The following is a 19,899-nucleotide window of genomic DNA, read 5'->3' as shown; positions in this document are numbered from 1 at the left end:
CACCGGTGTCCCCCGTTCGCGGTAACGTGAGCCCCCTATGAACGCCAAGCCCGACGTGCGGCACCCCGCTGTTTCCGTGATCATGCCCGTCCTCAACGAGGAACGGCATCTGCGCGGGGCCGTCCAAGCGATCCTCGCGCAGGAGTACGCCGGCGAGATGGAGGTCGTGATCGCCCTCGGTCCGTCCACGGACCGCACGGACGAGATCGCGGCTCAGCTCGTGGCGGAAGACGCGCGCGTGCACACCGTCCCCAACCCGACCGGCCGTACGCCCGCGGCGCTGAACGCGGCGATCAAGGCCTCCCGGCACCCGATCGTGGTCCGCGTCGACGGCCACGGCATGCTCTCGCCGAACTACATCGCGACCGCCGTGCGGCTGCTGGAGGAGACCGGCGCGCAGAACGTCGGCGGCATCATGCACGCCGAGGGCGAGAACGACTGGGAGCGCGCGGTCGCCGCCGCCATGACCTCGAAGATCGGCGTCGGCAACGCGGCCTTCCACACCGGTGGCGAGGCCGGGCCCGCCGAGACGGTCTACCTCGGTGTCTTCCGCCGTGAGGCCCTGGAGCAGCAGGGCGGCTACAACGAGGAGTTCGTCCGCGCCCAGGACTGGGAGCTGAACTTCCGGATCAGGGAAGCGGACGGGCTGATCTGGTTCTCGCCGGAGCTGAAGGTGTCGTACCGGCCGCGGCCGAACGTGCGGGCGCTGGCCAAGCAGTACAAGGACTACGGCCGTTGGCGGCACGTGGTGGCCCGCTACCACTCGGGCTCCATCAACCTGCGCTACCTCGCCCCGCCGACGGCGGTGTGCGCGATCGCGGCCGGGATCGTGGCCGGCGCGGCGCTCACCCCGTGGGCCTTCCTCGTCCCCGGCGGCTATCTGGCGGCGATCGTCGCGGGCTCGTTCCCTGCGGGCAGGGGCCTGCCGGTCAAGGCCCGGCTGCAGATCCCGGTGGCCCTGGCCACCATGCACATGTCGTGGGGCTGGGGCTTTCTGACCAGCCCGCGGTCGCTGGCGAAGAGGGTCGTCGCGTCGCGGCGGCCGGCGGTGCCGGCGTAATACGCACGCTGCCCGAAGGGCCTCACCCCAGGCTGGGGGGAGGCCCTTTTTCGCGTACGCAACCGCGCTCGGTCGTGTCCTGACGGTGAAGCAGCCGTGGCTCTTTCGCCCGAAGGGCCGCGGTGCGGGGATCTCGGGGGACCGCTGCCCGCTGCGCAGGAGAGGCCGGAAGACCCGGTTGCTGCCCGTCCGGTTCGACGCCGAGGCGCGCATCCAGGCCTGCGCCGAGCGGCAGGCAGGCCGGGGCGCCGGCGGGAACTGCGGCGGATCCACCGGGCCCGGGTGGGCGCGACCAGAGCCGTCCTGCGGGGGACCGCTGCCCGCTGACGTGTGGGGAGGGGCCGCCGCACGAATGGCGGGCCCCTCCTCGTGTCCGTGCCGTCACGCGGCCGTCGGGCCGTCACCACCGGTAGGGCTTGTACACGTCCATGCACTTGCTGGTGTCCGCGGCGTTGATCGAGTCGGTGTTGCCCGGGAGGTCCCCGGCCTTCGACCTGGTCTGGCGGGGATAGCTCGTGCCCGTGCGCCAGTCCGCGCCGACGACCACCGTGACACCGGACACCTCGGTGGACTGCTTCACCGAACTCAGCGGGATGCCGAGCGCCTTGGCGACGGCCTGGGCATCGCCCGCCAGGTCCGCGCTCGGGTACTGCACGACCGTGCCGTCCTCGGACAACGCCCCCGAGGTGTCGGCGGCCGCCTTGGTGTAGCCCTTCTGCGCCAGCACCTGGCTGATGGCGTTCGCCCGGCCCTGAACCGCGCTCTGCGCGGAGGACCGGGTGCCGTTGCGCACCAGCACCCCCAGCCGGCCGGGGTCGGTCGAGGGGGTCCTCGTCGTCTCGTCCTTGGTCGCGACCTGCTTCGTCTCCGACTTGGTGCCGTTCTTGTCGAGCGGCACGTCGTCGCGGAGCATCTCCCAGAGCTTGTCGGCGTTGGCCGGGTCCGGCACGACGTGCTGGTCGTTCTGCGAGTCCGCGATGTTGGGCATCGTCACGCTCGTGATGCGGTTCGTCGGCACCGACTTCAGCTCCATGGCCAGGTCGTACAGCTTCTTGACCGAGCCGATCTCCTCGGAGACCTGGAGCGACTTGGTGGCCGCCTCGGCGAGGTCCATCAGCCGTCCGCTGTCGGTGAAGACGTTCTGGTGCTTCAGTGTGCGGATCATCGAGTTGAGGTACATGTGCTGGGCGCGGGCCCGCAACGGGTCGCTGCCCCAGGCATGCCGCGTGCGCAGCCACTGCAGGGCCTGCTCGTGGTAGATCTTCCGTGTCCCGGCCCTCAGCTTCAGCCCGGAGCCGCCGGGTTGGTCCGGTGTCGGATGGTCCCAGACGTTCTGTTTCACACAGACCTCGACGCCACCGATGGCGTCAGCCATGCTCACGACACCCGCGAAGTCGATCATCATCCAGTGGTCGATGTAGACCCCGGTCAGGTTCTCCCAGGTGGCCAGCGTGCAGCCGGCCCCGCCCCGGGCCAGGCTCACGTTGATGATGTCGTTGGTCGGCGGATAGACCTTGCCGGTCTTCGGGTCCGTGCACTTCGGGATGTCGACGCGGGTGTCCCGGGGGATGCTGACCAGAGCGGCGCTCTTGCGGTCCGCGGACAGATGGATGAGCATCTCCACGTCGGCCAGCGGCGGGCTGCCGACCTTGTCCCTGCTGCCGCCGAGCTTCACGTCCTCCGCGGAGTTACGGCTGTCGGAGCCGATCAGCAGAATGTTCACCGGCGTCTGGCCCGCCGCGTTGGGCGCGGTCTTGTGCGCCTTGGCGTCGCCGCTCTCCCGCTGCCCCTTGCGGATGTTGGCGTTCAGATGTTGGTAGTACAGGTAACCGGCGCTAGCCGTGCCGAGTATGACCACCGCCAGCACGGTCGCCGACCAGCGCAGAGCGCGGCGTCTGCGACGGGGCCGCTCGCTCGACCCGCCCCTGCGCCGCCCCCCGCCGTGCCGACCGGACCCCTCCGGCGTCACCCGGTCCCACGGTGCGGGCGACGTTCTGTCGCCGACCGCAGGATCCTGCCCCCGCACATCACTCTGCGCCAATCGTCCTGCCCTCCCCTACCCTTGCGCCATGAAACGGGCCCGTCCCGCGTCCGGTTAGACGCACGACGGGCCCGTCGGGTTACCTACGATGCGCACTTCACCTTGTCCGCCGTGGACTTGTCGACCGCCGGCGCCTTCGTCGGAGCGGTGAGGGAGACCCCCGCGCCCTTGAAGTCCTTGCCCAGGGTCAGCGTCATCGCCGGCAGCCCCTGGGAGTTGGTCACGCTCTTGCCGGGCTTGAGCGCCGAGCCGGGCAGGCCCATGAGATGGGCCAGCTCCCGGGCCTGGGCCGCCTGGTCGGGCGCGTACTCCAGCGTGGTCCTGCTCAGCGCCGTCGGCGCGTTGCCCGCGTTCTCCGACTTCAGCACACCCTCCTGGTTCTGCAGCCAGTCCAGGGTCTCCTGCGCGCTGCCGGCGACGGCGCCGCCGTTGAGGATCCGCACCCGCACGTCGGAGGGCGCGGACCTGCTGCCGTTCAGGCGCGCGGCCTGCGCGTCCTTCTCCGCCTTCTGCTTCTTCTTCACCTCGGTGAAGGAGACGTCGTTGTTGATCGCGTCGAACACCTGCGGAGCCAGCGCCGGGTCGACGATCACCGTCTTGTGGACGACGCCGTCCGCCGGGTTGTCCTTCACCGGCACGGTGAGGAAGGTGATGTTCTTCGTCGGCACCTTCTTCAGCTCGAGGGCGATGTCCTTGAGCGTGGTCACGGAGCCGATGCCCTTGTCGACCGTGAGCGCCTTCGTGGCGGCCTCGGCGAGGTCGAGCAGTTTCCTCGGGTTGGTGAGCGTGTCGCTGGAGGACATCTTCCGCATCAGCGAGGCCATGAACTGCTGCTGCACCTTGATGCGGTCGAGGTCGCCCTGGTTGCCCCAGCTGTGCCGGGTCCGCACGAAGGCCAGCGCCTGCTCGCCCTGGATCTTGTGCTCACCGGCGGACAGGTGCAGGTGCGACTCCTTGTCGTCGACAGCGTGGGCGAGACACACGTTCACGCCGTCGACCGCCGTCGTCAGCGTCTTCACGGCGTTGAAGTCCACCATCATGAAGTGGTCCGGCTGGATGCCGGTGACCTCCTTCACCGTGCGCATGGTGCAGCCCGGGTCCCGGCCGTCCTGCCCGAGGCTGGTGTTGAAGCGCACGTTCTCCGTGCCGGGGATGATCTTGGTCGAGCCGTCGGCCTGCCTGGTCGGGCAGTCCGGCACGTTCACGATCAGATCGCGCGGGATGCTGAGCGCGGTCGCGTTCGAGCGGTCCTTGGCGACGTGCAGCAGGATGTTGGTGTCGGCGTGCCCGACGCTGCCCTTGTCGCCGTAACCCGTGTTGCCCTTGCCGGTGCGCTTGTCGGTGCCGATGATCAGGATGTTGAAGGCGTCGTCCTTGCTGAAGCCGTTCTTGGCGGCGCCCTCCACGTCCGTCGTGGTGACGTTGCCCTCGAGATGCTTGATGTACAGATAGCCGGCGGTGCCGATGGCGACCAGCAGGAACGCCGTGCCACCGGCCGTCCAGGCCAGGGCCCTCTTGACCTTCGACTTCTTCCCCGGCCGCCGCGCCGCCCGCCTGCCCTGCGGGCTCTCCGGCTCGCCGCCCCGGCGCCGGGCCGACCGCGGCGGGGGTACGTCGCCGCCGCGCACCGGGCCCGTCTCGCCGGGCGCCGTGTCGTCACGGCGGGGCGGTGCGCCCGCGCCCGCGCGAGGGGCCGGTCTGCGGGGACCGGGAACCGGTGACTGCGTTGCGGAAGGGCCCAGTCGCAGTTCGTATTCGCCGGTGTTCGGATTGAGCACCCACTGGTCTGCGGGGTCGATGTCGTCCGCCCGCCCACGGCCTTGCGCGTCCACGGTTGTCCGAATCCTCCGTCGGGAACGCGGCGCCTTCCCCCTCAAAGGCGCTCGGGTCTCGGTGAAACAGTGCACGACCCCAGGACGGACCTCGCGGCCGGGTGCACCGGATCGCTCACACTATCCGGCCAGTTCAGCGTCCAGCGACGCCGGTGACAAATTCCGCATGCCTACACCTGGGCAATCCGGCTCATTTCCCGGACGGAAGTACGGTGTTTTGCCGTGCGGATCACGCGCAGGCGTGTTCGGCGGCCGTATTCCCGCGGAACGTCGGGGTGGGGGAGGGGGCACGGTCGGCGGGTGAGCGATCGCCCTTCCCTTCCGTCTGCGTGGTCTCCCTCGGCGCCAGGGGGGCCACCGCCACCGGCTGGTCCGCCCGCAGCCGGGCGAACAGCTTCTGGGCCTGCGGTTCCACGAGTTGGTCACGGTTGACGTCGTAGACGTACGACTCCCTCGGCACGGTCAGGAACTGCACCCGTCCGATGGGGATGTCGCGCAGCCCGCGCACCAGTTGGTACATGCCGTGCAGGCTCGCCAGTGCCGGATCGGTGGTCAGCGAGGAGGTCGCCGCGTCCAGCACCGGGTACAGCTTCGCCGGGTTCAGCAGCACGTCGTTGCTCTGCATCTTGTTCACCAGCGCGCCGAGGAACCTCTGCTGGCGTTCCATCCGTTCGGTGTCGCTGCCGTCGCCGAGCGACTTGCGGGCCCGTACGTACCCGAGCGCCTGCTCCCCGTCGAGCGTGACCTTGCCCGCGGGCAGTTTCAGCAGGGCCGCCTTGTCGTCCATGGGCTCCTTCAGACACACCTGCACGCCGTCGACGGCGTCCACCATCTGCTTGAACCCGCTGAAGTCGACGACCACGTGATGGTCGATCCGAATGCCCGTCAGCTTCTCGACGGTCCGGATCGTGCACGCCGAACCACCCACCTGGAAGGCGTGGTTGAACATCGCGAACACCGGCTCGCTGCGGCTGCCGTCCTTCTGGCGGCAATCGGGTATGTCCACCATCAGGTCCCTCGGCAGGGACACGGCGGTGGCGCTGCGCCGGTTCGCGGCCAGATGCAGCAGGATCGTCGTGTCCGACCGCTCGCTGCCCAGGTCCCGCCCGTACGCGCCGTTGCCGGCCCCCGCCCGGGTGTCCGACCCGATCAGTAGGATGTTCTGCGCGCCCCGCACCAGTTCGGTGGGCCGCTCCCGTTCGTACCGCTCCAGTTCGCGGGCGGCCGCGTCGTCGGCGGTGATGTTGTCGCTGAGCTTGGCGTACACCGCCCAGCTGCCCGCGACGCCCGCCACGACCAGGGCGGCCAGGCCGAGCGCCGCCCCCCGTGTCCAGCGCCGCCGGCGCCGCCGCACCAGCCCGTGGCCGGTGGCCGAGGCCCCCGGGCCGGGACCGGGGGCCTTGCCTGCGGTGTCGGTCACGGGCGGGGCACCCCCTTGAGGCGTACGAGCGTCGTGTTCTGCTCTTACGACCATGGCGGGGGGAGGGGGCCGGCAGCGCCTTCAGCTACTCCGTCCGGGGGAACCGCACCTTCTCGTGGGCCGGGGGAGGACGCACGCCTCTCAGCGGCGCACCGACGTCACCCGCTCGCTCTCGATCCGCTTGGCGAGGGCCTCCTCACCCAGCCGGTCCAGATGCCGGCAGAGCACCACGGACCCCCCGACGGCCAGCGGCGACAGCAACCCGGCGCTGACCCCCTCCCAGGTGTCGTACGGCAGTCCCGAGAGCAACCTCGATCCGGGGCCCGTCAGGCCGAGCGAAGGCGCGTCCGCGAGCGCCCGCTCGACCACCCCGGTCCCGCCGAACTCGACTCCGGCGACGATCAGCGCGGGCTCCTCCGGGTCCACCGGGGCGAACGGAACGAACCGGTCCCCCTGGCCCGGCACCTCCACGGCGTAGTCCGCAAAGCCCTCGGGGGCCTGCGGGAACCGCCCGCCCAGCGGCCGCAGCGCCAGCGCCACCCGCTCCCCCCGGCAGGCCCGCGCCGCCTCCAGGGCGTCCGGCCCGCTGACGACCACGTCCGCGGCCGCGGGGTCCCCGTCGAGGTCCGCCACCGCGCCCACCGAGGAACAGGCCAGCACCCACACGGCCGTCTGCCAGTGCGCGGGCAGCAGCAGCGCCACCCGGTCACCGGGCCCGGCGGACAGGTCGCCCTGGAGGAGGTTCGCGGTCTTGGCCACCCAATTGGCGAAGGTGGCCACGGACAGTTCGACGCGTTCGCCCGTGGCGTCGTCGTAGAAGGTCACCAGCGGGCGGCCGGGGTCCGCGGCGAGCGCGGAAGCCAGCAGGTCGACAGGGGTGCGATCGGTGGCGTTCACCCGGGAAAGGGTACGCGCGGGCGGGCGCGCGGAGCGCCGGGACCACCGGCAGGCGGAAGGCTTCCCGACGCCCCGTCAGATCGCGCGGTGTCGGCCTGGGGGAGAACCGTACGCGCATGTGAAAGATCGCAGGCTCCCGGAACTGGGCACGGTGCCCACCGAGCGGGAACTCGCCCGCCTGCAGGGGCCCTCGCGGGCGAAGACGTACATCCGGCCGCGCCCGGCGGCCGTCGCACGCCGCGGCCGGGGCGCTCTGCCGAGGCTCCTGCGTCATCCGCGGTATCCACCGCCACCGCGTCAAGAGCATGGGCCGGCGGGACCATCGGCCACGGTTTCCTCGTCCACGGGTGTGGAACCACCTACGGCCGGGCCGGCACCGTGCCGACGGCGGTGCCCGGCGCGCACGCCCCCGGCTTCGGCACCGGCGGCAGGGGCCTCGCCGCGATCGGCGGCAACAGCGCGACGAAGCCGCCGAGCCCCGCGGGGACGGCCCTGACCCGGCTTCCCCGCGTGGAAGCTCGGGCTCTGTGGCGCCGACCCGCGCGGCGGGACATATCTCACGTCGGGCGGTGGCAACCTGTACCCGAAGGGTAAGAACGTGCGACTGAACGGGATCTCCGGCCATCGGGACGGGTTCGCCACCCACTGCCCCGGCAAGTGGCCTTGCGCCGAGTTCGGTACGGTCCGTGCCGGCGCGGCGCGCCACCAGGGGTGCTGAGCCGGCCGGGGTGCCCGTCCGGTGCCGTCGCGGGAGCTCGCCGCACTCACACCGTTCTCTCACCGATCTCGTGGGAAACAGCGTGGTTGTCAAGGGTGCCGCCGCTACGGTCTGCGTACACTGACCGGCCGAAACGAGTGAAACGAGAAGTTCGGCCGGTCCCGGCAGGAAGCAGAGACGACAGGTGACAGAAGCGATCCTCCTGGTCGGCGGCAAAGGCACCCGGCTGCGTCCGCTCACGGTGCACACGCCCAAGCCCATGGTCCCGGCCGCCGGGGTGCCGTTCCTCACGCACCAGCTGGCGCGCGCCAAGGCCGCCGGCGTGGACCACATCGTCCTCGCCACGAGCTATCTGGCCGAGGTGTTCGAGCCGTACTTCGGCGACGGCTCCTCCCTGGGGCTGCACATCGAGTACGTGACGGAGGAGGAGCCCCTCGGCACGGGCGGTGCCATCCGCAACGTCGCCTCACGCCTGCACTCCGGGCCCGACGACCCGGTGCTGATCTTCAACGGCGACATCCTGACCGGCCTGGACATCAGGGCGCTGGTGAACACGCACCAGACCGCGGGCGCGGACGTGTCGTTGCACCTCACCAAGGTCACGGACCCGCGTGCCTACGGTCTCGTCCCCACGGACGGGAACGGCCGTGTCCTCGCCTTCCTGGAGAAGCCGCAGACGCCGGAGGAGATCGTCACCGACCAGATCAACGCGGGGGCCTACGTCTTCCGCCGCTCGGTGATCGACACGATCCCGCTGGGCAGGCCGGTGTCGGTGGAACGCGAGACGTTCCCCGATCTCCTCTCGACGGGCGCCCACCTCCAGGGCATGGTCGACTCGACCTACTGGCTGGACCTGGGGACCCCCGCGGCCTTCGTCCGCGGCTCGGCGGACCTGGTCCTGGGCCGCGCCCCGTCCCCCGCCGTCCCCGGCCGCTGCGGCGACCGTCTGATCCTTCCCACGGCCACGGTGGCGCCGGATGCCAAGCTGACCGGGGGCACCGTGGTCGGCGAGGGCGCGTTCGTGGCCGAGGGCGCGCGGGTCTTCGGCTCCACGATCCTGCCGGGCGCCGTCATCGAGCCCGGCGCCGTCATCACCGACTCCCTCATCGGGACGAGGGCCCGCGTCGGCGAACGCACCGTCCTCACCGGAGCGGTCATCGGCGACGGCGCTGTCATCGGCGCAGACAACGAACTCCGCGAGGGCGTGCGCGTCTGGTGCGACGCCCACATCCCGGCGGGCGCGGTGCGTTTCTCTTCGGACCAGTAGGTGCAGGATGCCCCGGGGGACGCCGCCCCACGCGGGAGCTGCGCCCCCGGGTCCCCTCAGGCACACGACCGCCGGTCCTGCACCAGCGGGCGTGCCGTGCCTGTTCGCCCGGTTCCCCGTGCCTCTTTCGCGGCGCTCGCCGCATCTCGCACGCAGCCGCGGGCAGTCGTCGTCTCCCCCACTGCCCCGAGGGCCTGGCCCCCAGGCGGGACGGGCGAGCGGGCTGCGCGAAAGGTCCTCGGGCGGGGCAGCACCGGGCACTTCGCCGACACCGGCGGACCGAACGCCCGGTGGCGGCCGCGGCCCAGGGCGCCGTGACGCGCCGCTCACAGCAACCCGATGTCCACCCGAGGCATCTTCGGCGCCCGGCGCGCCGGTACATGACCGCTCAGCAGGATGAACCGGACCGCGCGATGCCGCTGCCCGGAGTAGGGCTCCAGCAACCGCAGCATCACCTCGTCGTCGGCATGCCGGTCCCCCGCGAGAGCCCACCCCACGATCCCCGGCAGATGCAGGTCCCCGACCGTCACCGCATCCGCCGCCCCGTGACTGCGCTGCACGACCTCCGCCGACGTCCACGGCCCCACCCCCGGCACGATCTCCAACCGCGCCCGGGCCTCGACCGCCGGCATCCCCACCGCCTGCTCCAGCCGCGCAGCGACCCGCACGGCCCGCAGAATCGTCGACGCCCGCTTGTCGTCGACGCCGGCCCGATGCCACTCCCAGGACGGGATCAACGCCCAGGTCCGCGGCGCAGGCATCACGAACATCGGCCGCTGGGACGCGCCCGCGGGTCCCGGCGCCGGTTCCCCGAACCGCCGTACCAGCAACCGCCACGCCCGATACGCCTCGTCGGTGGTGACCTTCTGCTCCAGCACCGACGGGATCAACGACTCCAGCACCAGCCCGGTCCGCGTCAGCCGCAGCCCCGGCCGCCGATGCCGCGCCAGCGCCACCACCCGGTGCCGCGGCACGAACGCCTCCGGCTCGTCGGCCGCCCCGAGCAACTCGGGCAACCGGTCCAGCAGCCACTCCGCCCCCGGCCCCCACGCCTCGCCGAGCGCCTCCGGGCCGTACGCCCGCACCCTCAGCGTGCCCGGCCCGGCGGGCGTACGGCAGGCCCGCCACACGGAGCCGTCCGCTGTCGCCCGGAACGTGGGGTCGGCGGGCCCGCGCCGCAGCGGTCCGAGCACCAGCCCGAGATCGAGCGGCCCGTCCGGCACCCACCGTCGTACCCGAGCGGACGCCGAGGCCTGCCGCGGTATCCCGGCGGCGCCCGCGGGCACGCCGACCTGGCCGCCGCGCACCGTGGTACGCGTGGGGCGCTGAGCGAAACGTCCTGCCACGAAGGGGTCCTGTGGGGTCTTGGGGGAAGCGGTGCCGGTGTCGTCCCTAAGAGACTAGGCGCTCACGGGCGAGCGGGTGGCCCGAACTCAGCGCACCTCGACGAACGCCGCCGCGTCCCGCTCCGGCCGCGGTCTCGGCTCCTCGGCCGGATGCCCGACCGCCACCGCGCCCATCGGGTCCCAGTCCGCGGGCAGCGCCAGCACCTCGCGCACCACGTCGCGGCAGAACATCGTGGACGACACCCACGCCGAGCCCAGCCGCTCACCGGCCAGCGCGACCAGCAGGTTCTGCACGCCGGCGCCCATCGCGACGACGAACATCTCCCGCTCGGCGCCGTCCCGCCGCGCGTCCCCGTAGTGATGCGAACCGTCCATGGCCAGGCACGGCACGACCAGATACGGTGCGCCCCGCAGCACGTCGCCGCGCCGCACCCGCTTCGCCACGGACTCCTCGCTCCTGCCGTCCCGGCGCAGGTCGGCGATCCAGGCGTCCCGCATCGCGTCCAGCAGCCGGGTCCGGGACTCCGCCGACTCCAGCAGCACGAACCGCCAGGGCGTGGTGTGGTGCGGGGCCGGCGCGGTGACCGCCGCGGCCACCGCGCGCCGTATCGCGCCGGGGTCCACGGGCTCGTCGGTGAACGCGCGCACCGTACGCCGCTGGGTCACCGCCTCCCGGACCGCCTCGGACGTGCCGAGGCGGAACATGTCGTCCCGCGCGGTCCGCACCAGCGCCCGCGCGCCCTCGCCGTCCTCGGGGGCCAGTACGTGCGACAGGCCGCGCACCACGGCGACGGGCCGCCCGGCCGCCTTGCCCTTCACCAGGTCGCCCGCGGCGGCCAGTTCGTCCGCCGTGGCGACGACGGTCGCGCTGAGCGGATTGCCGTACGCGTCCGTGCCGCCCCGAAGATCGTCCAGCACGTGCACACCGGCCGCCCCGATCGCCACGTCCGTGAGCCCCGAGCGCCATGGCCGTCCGAAGGTGTCGGTGACGAGCACGCCCACGTCGACGCCGAGGGCCGCGCGCAACCCGTCGCGGATCGCGCGCGCGGACGCGTCCGGGTCCTTGGGCAGCAACAGCACCGTCCCGGCAGGGGTGTTGGAGGCGTCGACCCCGGCGGCGGCCATGACCAGGCCCTGCCGGTTCTCCACGATGCGCAGCGCGCCGCGCCGGGCCACGACCCGGACGGTCTCGGCGTCGATGGCAGTCTCCCGGTCGGCCGCCCGTACGATCCGCCCCTCCGCCTTGGAGACGATCTTGGAGGTGACGAGCACTACGTCCCCCTCGGCCAGCCCCGGCTCGGCGGCGGCGATCAGCTTGGCGAGGTCGTCCCCGGTCCGCACCTCGGGAATCCCCTGCACCGCCCAGACCAGGAACCTGGCGCTCTCACCGGGACCCGGTCCGGACGCCCTGACGGCGGCCGTCCCCGCGTCGGCCACCGCTGCATCCGGTGCCGCCGGGCCGGCCGCCTGTGTCCGCACTGCCCGCGAGCCGGCCACGGCGCCCGCCCCGGCCCTGCCTTCGACCGCCTCGGTGCCCGTCCTGCCGGCCCCCGCCGTGCTCACGCTCCCCGCACCTCCTCGGCCAGCGCCAGGGCCTCCCGTGCCATCTGCGCGGCCGCGTCGACGTCGGTCATCATCAGTGGTACGGCCCGGCAGCGGATGCCGTCCGCCTCGACCCGCTCGACCGCGGCCGCGTCCACGGTGTCCACCAGCCAGCCGTCCAGCAGTCCGGAGCCGTAGTGCTCGGCGACCGCGGCGGCCGTGGACTCCACGCCGATCGCGGCGAGCACCTTGTCGGCCATGCCGCGCACGGGCGCGTCCCCGACGATGGGGGACAGGCCGATCACGGGGACGCCCGCGTCCGCGATGGCCTCCCGGACGCCGGGCACGGCGAGGATGGTGCCGATGGACACGACCGGGTTGGACGGCGGGAAGAGGATGACGTCCGCCTCGGCGATGGCCTCCAGCACACCGGGTGCCGGCTTGGCCTGCTCGGCGCCCACCGGCACGACCGCCTCCGCCGGGACCGAGGCGCGCAGCCGTACCCAGTACTCCTGGAAATGGACCGCCTTGCGCTCGCCGTCGACCTCCACGGCCACGTGCGTCTCGACACGGTCGTCGGTCATCGGGATCAGTCTCACGCCCGGCTTCCAGCGGTCGCACAGCGCCTCGGTGACGGCGCTGAGCGGATAGCCCGCGCCGAGCATCTGCGTGCGCACTATGTGCGTGGCGAAGTCCCGGTCGCCGAGGCCGAACCAGTCCGGCCCCGCCCCGTAGGCCGCCAGCTCCTCCTTCAGATGGAAGGTCTCGTCGTCCCGCCCCCAGCCCTGTTCGTCGTTGATGCCGCCGCCCAGCGTGTACATCACCGTGTCCAGGTCCGGGCAGACCTTCAGCCCGAAGAGGTGGATGTCGTCGCCGGTGTTGCCGATCACCGTGACGTCCGCGTCCGGCACGGCCCGCTTCAGACCGCGCAGGAACCGGGCACCACCGATGCCGCCTGCTAGAACCACAATGCGCATGACCCAAGTCTTGCAGGCGGGTACGACAACGCGTCAGGCAGTCACCGGACGAGCCTCGCACTGCGGGGCCGGGTGCATCGGCATCGCGGTCAGGCCCGGGTGGTACACGTGCAGGCTGACCGCCGGCTCCAGGGTGTCGTTGACGACCTCGTGGACGTACCCCGGCGCGAACACCCGCTGCGCACCCGCCGTCAACGCGCGCGTGGCGCGTTCCGTGTGCTCGGTGAGGGTGCCCTCGAGGACGGTGAGGACACCGCAGGAGCGGCCGTGGTCGTGCAGCCCGCTGCCCTGCCCCGGCACCCAGGACAGCAGCCACACCTCGTATCCGGGGCCGGTGCGCAGCCGGTGGTACCAGCGGGTGGTCGCGTCGTAGCGCACCAGGTGGGCCCACTGGGAGCGGTCGGCGGCGATCGAGCGGGCGAGCCCGGCGAACTCGGCCACGGTCACCGGGTGCTCGCGCGGCGGCTGCAGCAGGTGCGGGACCTCGAGGATGTCGCCGGCGATCTGGAGGTCGTTGTCGCTGTTCATGGGGTGCCTGGTCCTCGGGGCGGGAAAGTCGGAGGGAACGGGCGCCGGGCCGCGGGGGACCCGGCGGACAGCTGGAGCGGGTATGGCTCAACAGCTGGAACAGCGACAACAGCTACAGCGACCCCGGGCAGCACCGAAGGACCCGGCGGTGCGGGTCGAGGTGGGTGCCGAGTGCGCGAGCATGCCCACTAGGACATCGGTTCACACCTGTGCTGTCAACTTCGGGCCCGGCATGTGGGACGGGTTTCACCTCTTCCGGTTCATCTGTCGGGTGAAAGGTTTGTTCATCGGGAACCCGGGACACATGGCGCACATCCGAGCGTTCAAGTTCGTGCAACGCGATCGAACGCGGGGACGTCTTTCTTCGTACAGAGTTCTGTACGAGGTTCGACCGCCCTTCCGGGCCTCGCCTGCGTGTCAAGGTTTATGGCGATTTGAACACTTTCCGCATGGCCTTGGTTCCGCAGAGTGAATAACGGGCTCAATAGCAGATCTCGGCTTGACTCGCCCGGAGCAGCACACTTGTAATTTCACTCGTGTCGTTCAGCCGAAATCGGTAGCGACGGCTACACACGGGGACGCGAAAGACAGACGAGGGGCGCACATGACCGAGCTGGTGCAGCAACTGCTGGTCGACGACGCGGACGAGGAACTCGGCTGGCAGGAGCGCGCGCTGTGCGCCCAGACCGACCCCGAGTCCTTCTTCCCCGAGAAGGGCGGCTCCACCAGAGAGGCGAAGAAGGTCTGCCTCGCCTGCGAGGTCCGCTCCGAGTGCCTCGAGTACGCCCTCGCCAACGACGAGCGCTTCGGCATCTGGGGCGGCCTGTCCGAGCGGGAGCGCCGTCGCCTCAAGAAGGCCGCCGTCTGAGTGCGCCCGGGCACGCCCATCCACACCAAAACGTCACGAACGGCCCGTCACCGGTGGGTTATCCACAGGCGGCGGGCCGTCGTCATGGTCAGCCGATAGTGTGGTCGCTCGTCCGAGACGCCCCGCTGTCCCCTCGGCCCCCGAGAGGGCACAGGCGTCCACCGCAGTCCATCGAACCGGGGCCCGTACCTCGATGTCCGTGCACAGCCAAACGGCAGCCCAAGACGGCGCCGCCACACCTGAGTTCCCGCGTCATGTGGTGACCGCGGTCCTCGTCTCCCACGACGGCGCCCGCTGGCTGCCCGACGCCCTCGCCGGCCTGCTCGGCCAGGAGCGCCCCGTCCAGTACGCGGTGGCCGCCGACACCGGCAGCGCGGACGACTCCGCCCGGCTGCTCGGCGAGTCCCTCGGCGACGCGAACGTGCTGCACCTCGCCCGCCGCACCGGCTTCGGCCAGGCCGTCGAGGAGGCGAGCCGCACCGCCCCGCTGCTCACCCCCGAAGAGCTGCCCTACCTCAAGCGCCCCAGCGGCTGGGACCCTGTCACGCGCACGTGGCGTGACGACGCGTACGACCTGCCCGACCTGCCGTACGGCGAGCCCGTCCAGTGGCTCTGGCTGCTGCACGACGACTGCGCCCCCGAACCCGACGCCCTCGCCGAGCTGCTGCGGGTCGTCGACAACGAACTGGAGCTGGGCCGCGACGACGTTGCGGTCGTCGGCCCCAAGCTGCGCGGCTGGTACGACCGCAGGCAGCTGCTCGAGGTCGGCGTCACCATCGCCCACTCCGGCCGCCGCTGGACCGGCCTGGACCGCCGTGAACAGGACCAGGGCCAGCACGACCACGTGCGCACCGTGCTCTCCGTCTCCACCGCCGGCATGCTCATCCGCCGCGACGTCTTCGAACAGCTCGGCGGCTTCGACCGCCGGCTGCCCCTGATGCGCGACGACGTCGACCTGTGCTGGCGCGTCCACACCGCGGGCCACCGCGTCCTGATCGCCCCCGACGCCGTCGTACGGCACGCCGAGGCCGCCTCCCGGGAGCGCCGCACCGTCGACTGCGTCGGTCGCACCGCCGCCTCCCCCCACAAGGTCGACAAGGCCGGCGCCGTCTACACCCTGCTCGTCAACACCCGCGGCGCCGCCCTGCCCTGGGTGTTCCTGCGGCTCGTGCTCGGCACGCTCCTGCGGACCGTCGCCTATCTCGTCGGCAAAGTGCCCGGCCAGGCCGTCGACGAGATCCGCGGCCTGCTCGCCACGCTGCTGCGCCCGGGCCGGATCATCGCCGCCCGGCACCGCCGAGGCCGCCCGCAGATCGACAAGGCCGAGCTGCGCCGGCTCTTCCCGCCGCCCGGCGCCACCATCCGGGCCACCGTCGAACAGCTCGCCGCGAACTTCACCAGCGGCACCGACGACACCTCCCCGGCCGGCCGGCACGGCGGCGGCGTGGAGTCCGGGCCCGGCGGCGACGACGCCGACTTCCTGGAGGTCGAGCAGTTCGCCCGGCTCAAGCGGATCGCCCGCAGGCCCGGCCCCGTGCTCTTCCTCGCCCTGCTGCTGATCTCCCTGGTGGCCTGCCGCGCCCTGCTCGGCGGCGGCGCCCTCGCGGGCGGCGCCCTGCTGCCCGCCCCGGCCGGCGCCGGCGACCTGTGGTCCCGCTTCGCCGACAGCTGGCATCCGGTCGGCGCGGGCGGCACCTCGTCCGCCCCGCCCTACCTCGCGATCGTCGCCGCCCTCGCCACGATCCTGTTCGGCTCCACCGGACTGGCCGTCACCGTCCTGCTGGTGGCCTCCGTGCCGCTCGCCGGATTCACCGCCTACTTCGCGTCCCGGCCGCTCGTCACCTCCCGGCTGTTGCGCGCATGGACGGCCGTCGTCTACGCCTTCCTGCCCGCCATCACCGGCGCCCTCGCCGGCGGCCGCATCGGCACCGCCGTCCTCGCCGTGCTGCTGCCGCTCATCGCGCGCGCCGGCGTCGCCGCGAGCGGCCTCGCGAACCGCTCGGGCACACGCGGCAGTTGGCGGGCCACGTGGGCGTACGCCCTGCTGCTGACCATCACCACCGCCTTCACGCCGATCGTCTGGCCGATAGCGCTGGTCCTCGGCATCGGTGTGCTCGTGCTGCGCCGCGGCGACCTGGTCGCCCACGCCCTGCGCTTCCTCGCCCAGCTCGGCACCCCGCTGCTGGTGCTCGCCCCCTGGTCGCTGGCCCTGTTCCCGTCCGGCTTCCTCAAGGAGGCCGGCCTGACCTACGGGCCCTCGGCCGCCTCCGCGCTCGACCTGCTCGGCGCCAGCCCCGGCGGCCCCGGGACGGTGCACGGCCTGATGCTGATCGGCATCGTCCTCGCCGCCCTCGCCGCCCTCCTGCGCTCCGCACGCCGGCTGGCCGTCCGCACCGCCTGGGCCGTCGCCCTGCTGGGCCTCGTCTTCGCCGTCCTGTCCAACAGGTCCGCCTGGGCCGGACCGGCCACCCTCGTCTACGGCATCGCCCTGCTGGCCGCCGCGGCCCTCGGCGCCGACGGCGCACGCGCGCGTGTGGCCGAGCAGAGCTTCGGCTGGCGCCAGCCCGTCGCCGCCCTGATCGCCCTCGCCTCGGCCGCCGGCCCGCTGCTCGTCGCCGCCGGCTGGATGATCCGCGGCGCCGACGGCCCCCTGGAGCGCCGCGACCCGACCCAGGTGCCCGCTTTCGTCGCGGAGGACTCCACCACCGGCGACCGGGCCCGCACCCTGATCCTGGACAGCGACTCCACCGCGCGCGTGCGCTACACCCTGGTCCGCGGCTCCGGCGCCCGCATGGGCGACGCCGAGGCCGGTGCCGCCGACGGCGAGAACACCCGGCTGGACCAGGTCGTCGCCAACCTCGTGGCCGGCTCCGGCGCCGACCAGACCGACGAACTCGGCGGCTTCGCCGTGCGGTACGTCCTCGTCCACAAGGGCGCGCCCCGCGACATCACCCGCGTCCTCGACACCACTCCCGGCCTGACCCGGCTCAGCCAGCAGCAGGGCAGCGCGCTGTACCGCGTCGACCAGGAGGTCTCCCGCGCCACCATCGTCCCCGCCGGCGGCTCGGGCACCCCACGGCCGGTCAGCGCCGGACCGGTGGAGATCCACACCACCGTTCCGGCCGGCTCCGCGGGCCGCGTCCTGCGCCTGGCCGACGCCGCGTCCGACGGCTGGACGGCCACCCTCAACGGCAAGCCGCTCACGCGCACCACCGTCGACGGCTGGGCCCAGGGCTTCCAACTGCCCTCCGACGGCGGAAGGCTGGACGTCACCTACGACGACCCGATCACCCACACCGCCTGGCTGTGGGCCAAGGGCGCGCTCGCCGTCGTCCTGGTGGTCCTCGCCCTGCCCGGCCGTCGCCGCGACGTCGACGACGACCTCCCCGAGGAGGAGCCGCTGCCCGCCCAGGCCACCGCCGGCGAGGGCCGCCGCGCGCGCCGCCTGCGTGCCCAGGCCGAGGAGCAGGCCGGCGACGAGCAGCCCACGGCACCCCCCCTGCCGGAGGAGCCCCCGGCCGCCGTACCGCACCAGCAGGCGTACGGCGAGTGGGAGCAGGACTCCTGCGCGAGCGCCGAATACGCGGCCTACGCCGCCGACCAGTACCAGGACGACGGCGCCCAGTACCAGCCCTCCGGCTACGACCAGCAGACGTATCCGGCCGCAGACCCCTACCAGCAGCCGGGCCGGTACGACCCGTACGCCTTCGACGGCACGGCGGGCCGGATGGCGTACGACCCGACGGGCTATCAGCAGGGCTACCACCCGGCGTACGACCCCGCCCAGCAGGACTACGACCCGGCCGCGGCCCAGCACCCCCACGGCACCGGCAGCGAGCGCCCCGACGGGAGCCAGCAGTGAACCGCCCCACCCTGTCCCTGATCGCCGGCACCGGCGCACTGGCCGCCGTCACGGCGTTCGCCGCGTTCGCCGGCCCGTCCGCGTCCGGCGCCTCCGCCCCCAAGGCGGCCGCCGAACTCCCGGTGCAGCGCACGAGCCTGCTGTGCCCGGCCCCGAGCATCTCGGACATCGCCGACACGTCGTACACGTCGTTCACGCCCGTCACCCAGGGCACGGCGAGCACCGGCAAAGCCCAACTGCAGGCGGCCGACGGGCAGTCGGCGGACAGCACGAACACCTCCCCGGCGGGCAAGGGCGCCAAGGGCGCCAAGGGGAACAAGGGCTCCAAGGGAGGCAAGAAGACGGCGGACCAGCCGGTACTCACCCCCAAGGCGCCAGGCACCCCGGTCACCGGCGACACCTCCGGCGCCGACGCGCCCGCGCTCATCGGCACCGCCGACGGGAAGTTCGCGCCCGGCTGGACCGTCCAGGAGACCACCGAGGTCGCCGCCGGTACCGGGCGCGGCCTCCAGGGCGTCAACTGCACCCCCGCGGACACCGACTTCTGGTTCCCCGGCGCCAGTACGGCCGCCGACCGTACCGACTACCTCCACCTGACCAACCCCGACGACTCCGCCGCGGTCGTCGACATCGAGCTGTACGGCAAGGACGGCGCGATCAAGTCCTCGCTCGGGGAGAACCAGACCATTCCGCCGCACGCGAGCAAGCCGATCCTGCTCTCCACGCTCACCGACGAACAGCAGGCCGATCTGACCGTGCACGTCAGCGTGCGCAGCGGCCGGGTCGGGGCGTCGGTGCAGGCCCTGGACGACAAGGCGGGCGGCGACTGGCTGGCAGCGGCCGCCGACCCGGCCGGCAGCCTGGTCCTGCCCGGTATCCCCAAGGACGCCACCGACGTCCGCCTGATCGCCTTCACCCCCGGCGGCGACGACGCCGACCTGAAGGTCCGCCTGGCCTCGCCCGACGGCCTCATCGCCCCGGCGGGCAACGACACCCTGCACGTGAAGTCCGGCATGACGACGACGGCCGACCTCGGCGACGTCACCAGAGGCGAGGCCGGCTCGCTCGTCCTGACCCCCACGGACCAGTCGGTGCCGGTCGTGGCGGCCCTGCGGGTGGTCCGGGGCAAGGGCGACAAGCAGGAGACGGCGTTCATCCCGGCCACCGCGCCCGTCGGCACGCGCGCGACCTCGGCCGACAACAGCGCCAAGGGCACGACCCTCTCCCTGACCGCGCCTACCGCCACGGCCACGGTCAAGGTCACGGCGTCGGCGGGCAGCGACGGCGGTACGGCGTCGACGAAGACGTACACCATCAAGTCCGGCACCACCCAGGACGTGGCCGTCCCGGTTCCCTCCGGCCTGCAGGGCACCTACGCCCTCACCGTCGAAACCGTCTCGGGCGGCCCCGTCTACGCCTCCCGAACCCTCTCCGCCACCGAATCCGGAGTCCCGGGTTTCACCATCCAGATCCTCCCGAACGACCGGGGACTGGTGGCGGTACCGAAGACGTCGGAGGACCTGTCGGTGCTGCAGAAATAG

General features: G+C 72.6%; 13 protein-coding genes. 5 read left to right on the top strand and 8 right to left on the bottom strand.

Features of this window, described 5'->3' with window-relative positions; all coding sequences use genetic code 11:
• Nucleotides 1–37: 37 nt before the first annotated feature.
• Nucleotides 38–1,060, top strand: coding sequence for a glycosyltransferase family 2 protein (locus tag AC5WRT_RS00125; protein ID WP_496091525.1), 1,023 nt, complete (start codon nucleotides 38–40; stop codon nucleotides 1,058–1,060).
• Between the two features lie 400 nt (nucleotides 1,061–1,460).
• Here AC5WRT_RS00125 and AC5WRT_RS00120 read toward each other — a convergent pair whose 3' ends face one another.
• From AC5WRT_RS00120 to AC5WRT_RS00105, 4 genes are all read right to left on the bottom strand, one after another.
• Nucleotides 1,461–3,101, bottom strand: coding sequence for an LCP family protein (locus AC5WRT_RS00120; protein WP_496091524.1), 1,641 nt, complete (start codon nucleotides 3,099–3,101; stop codon nucleotides 1,461–1,463).
• Between the two features lie 83 nt (nucleotides 3,102–3,184).
• Nucleotides 3,185–4,933 carry an LCP family protein gene (locus AC5WRT_RS00115; protein WP_496099812.1) on the bottom strand — a complete coding sequence of 583 codons (1,749 nt, stop codon included), beginning with the start codon at nucleotides 4,931–4,933 and terminating at the stop codon, nucleotides 3,185–3,187.
• Between the two features lie 229 nt (nucleotides 4,934–5,162).
• Entirely contained in the window at nucleotides 5,163–6,353 is a 1,191-nt protein-coding gene (locus AC5WRT_RS00110) for an LCP family protein (RefSeq protein ID WP_496091522.1), read from the bottom strand.
• 141 nt (nucleotides 6,354–6,494) lie between these two features.
• The gene (locus tag AC5WRT_RS00105; RefSeq protein WP_496099811.1) at nucleotides 6,495–7,250 is read right to left on the bottom strand and encodes a TIGR03089 family protein; all 756 of its coding nucleotides are present in this window, start codon (nucleotides 7,248–7,250) and stop codon (nucleotides 6,495–6,497) included.
• Between the two features lie 902 nt (nucleotides 7,251–8,152).
• On the opposite strand from AC5WRT_RS00105, the gene manB reads away from it, so the two are divergent.
• On the top strand, nucleotides 8,153–9,235 hold the full coding sequence (gene manB, locus AC5WRT_RS00100) for a mannose-1-phosphate guanylyltransferase (protein WP_496091520.1): 1,083 nt from the start codon (nucleotides 8,153–8,155) through the stop codon (nucleotides 9,233–9,235).
• A 326-nt stretch (nucleotides 9,236–9,561) separates the two neighbouring features.
• On the opposite strand, the gene AC5WRT_RS00095 is transcribed toward manB, so the two are convergent.
• From AC5WRT_RS00095 to AC5WRT_RS00080, 4 genes are all read right to left on the bottom strand, one after another.
• Entirely contained in the window at nucleotides 9,562–10,581 is a 1,020-nt protein-coding gene (locus AC5WRT_RS00095) for a DNA-3-methyladenine glycosylase family protein (RefSeq protein ID WP_496091519.1), read from the bottom strand.
• Nucleotides 10,582–10,668: 87 nt separating this feature from the next.
• Nucleotides 10,669–11,952, bottom strand: coding sequence for a coenzyme F420-0:L-glutamate ligase (locus tag AC5WRT_RS00090; protein ID WP_496091986.1), 1,284 nt, complete (start codon nucleotides 11,950–11,952; stop codon nucleotides 10,669–10,671).
• Between the two features lie 188 nt (nucleotides 11,953–12,140).
• Nucleotides 12,141–13,100 carry a 2-phospho-L-lactate transferase gene (gene cofD / locus AC5WRT_RS00085; RefSeq protein WP_496091518.1) on the bottom strand — a complete coding sequence of 320 codons (960 nt, stop codon included), beginning with the start codon at nucleotides 13,098–13,100 and terminating at the stop codon, nucleotides 12,141–12,143.
• 33 nt (nucleotides 13,101–13,133) lie between these two features.
• A complete protein-coding gene (locus AC5WRT_RS00080; protein ID WP_496091517.1) occupies nucleotides 13,134–13,628 on the bottom strand; it encodes a cysteine dioxygenase in 495 nt (164 codons plus the stop codon).
• Between the two features lie 604 nt (nucleotides 13,629–14,232).
• Here AC5WRT_RS00080 and AC5WRT_RS00075 point away from each other — a divergent pair.
• The 3 genes from AC5WRT_RS00075 to AC5WRT_RS00065 all read left to right on the top strand — a co-directional run bounded on the left by AC5WRT_RS00075 (nucleotide 14,233) and on the right by AC5WRT_RS00065 (nucleotide 19,899).
• Entirely contained in the window at nucleotides 14,233–14,496 is a 264-nt protein-coding gene (locus tag AC5WRT_RS00075) for a WhiB family transcriptional regulator (RefSeq protein WP_003975777.1), read from the top strand.
• Between the two features lie 193 nt (nucleotides 14,497–14,689).
• Complete coding sequence (locus tag AC5WRT_RS00070; protein WP_496099810.1) at nucleotides 14,690–18,358, top strand: glycosyltransferase; 3,669 nt, start codon at nucleotides 14,690–14,692, stop codon at nucleotides 18,356–18,358.
• A complete protein-coding gene (locus tag AC5WRT_RS00065) occupies nucleotides 18,355–19,899 on the top strand; it encodes a DUF5719 family protein (RefSeq protein ID WP_496091515.1) in 1,545 nt (514 codons plus the stop codon). Before AC5WRT_RS00070 ends, AC5WRT_RS00065 begins: the two co-directional genes overlap by 4 nt.

Source organism: Streptomyces sp. NTD91 (genome assembly GCF_059510455.1).
Note: the sequence above shows the minus strand (reverse complement) of the source record. Positions and strands in the feature narration are given on the sequence as shown.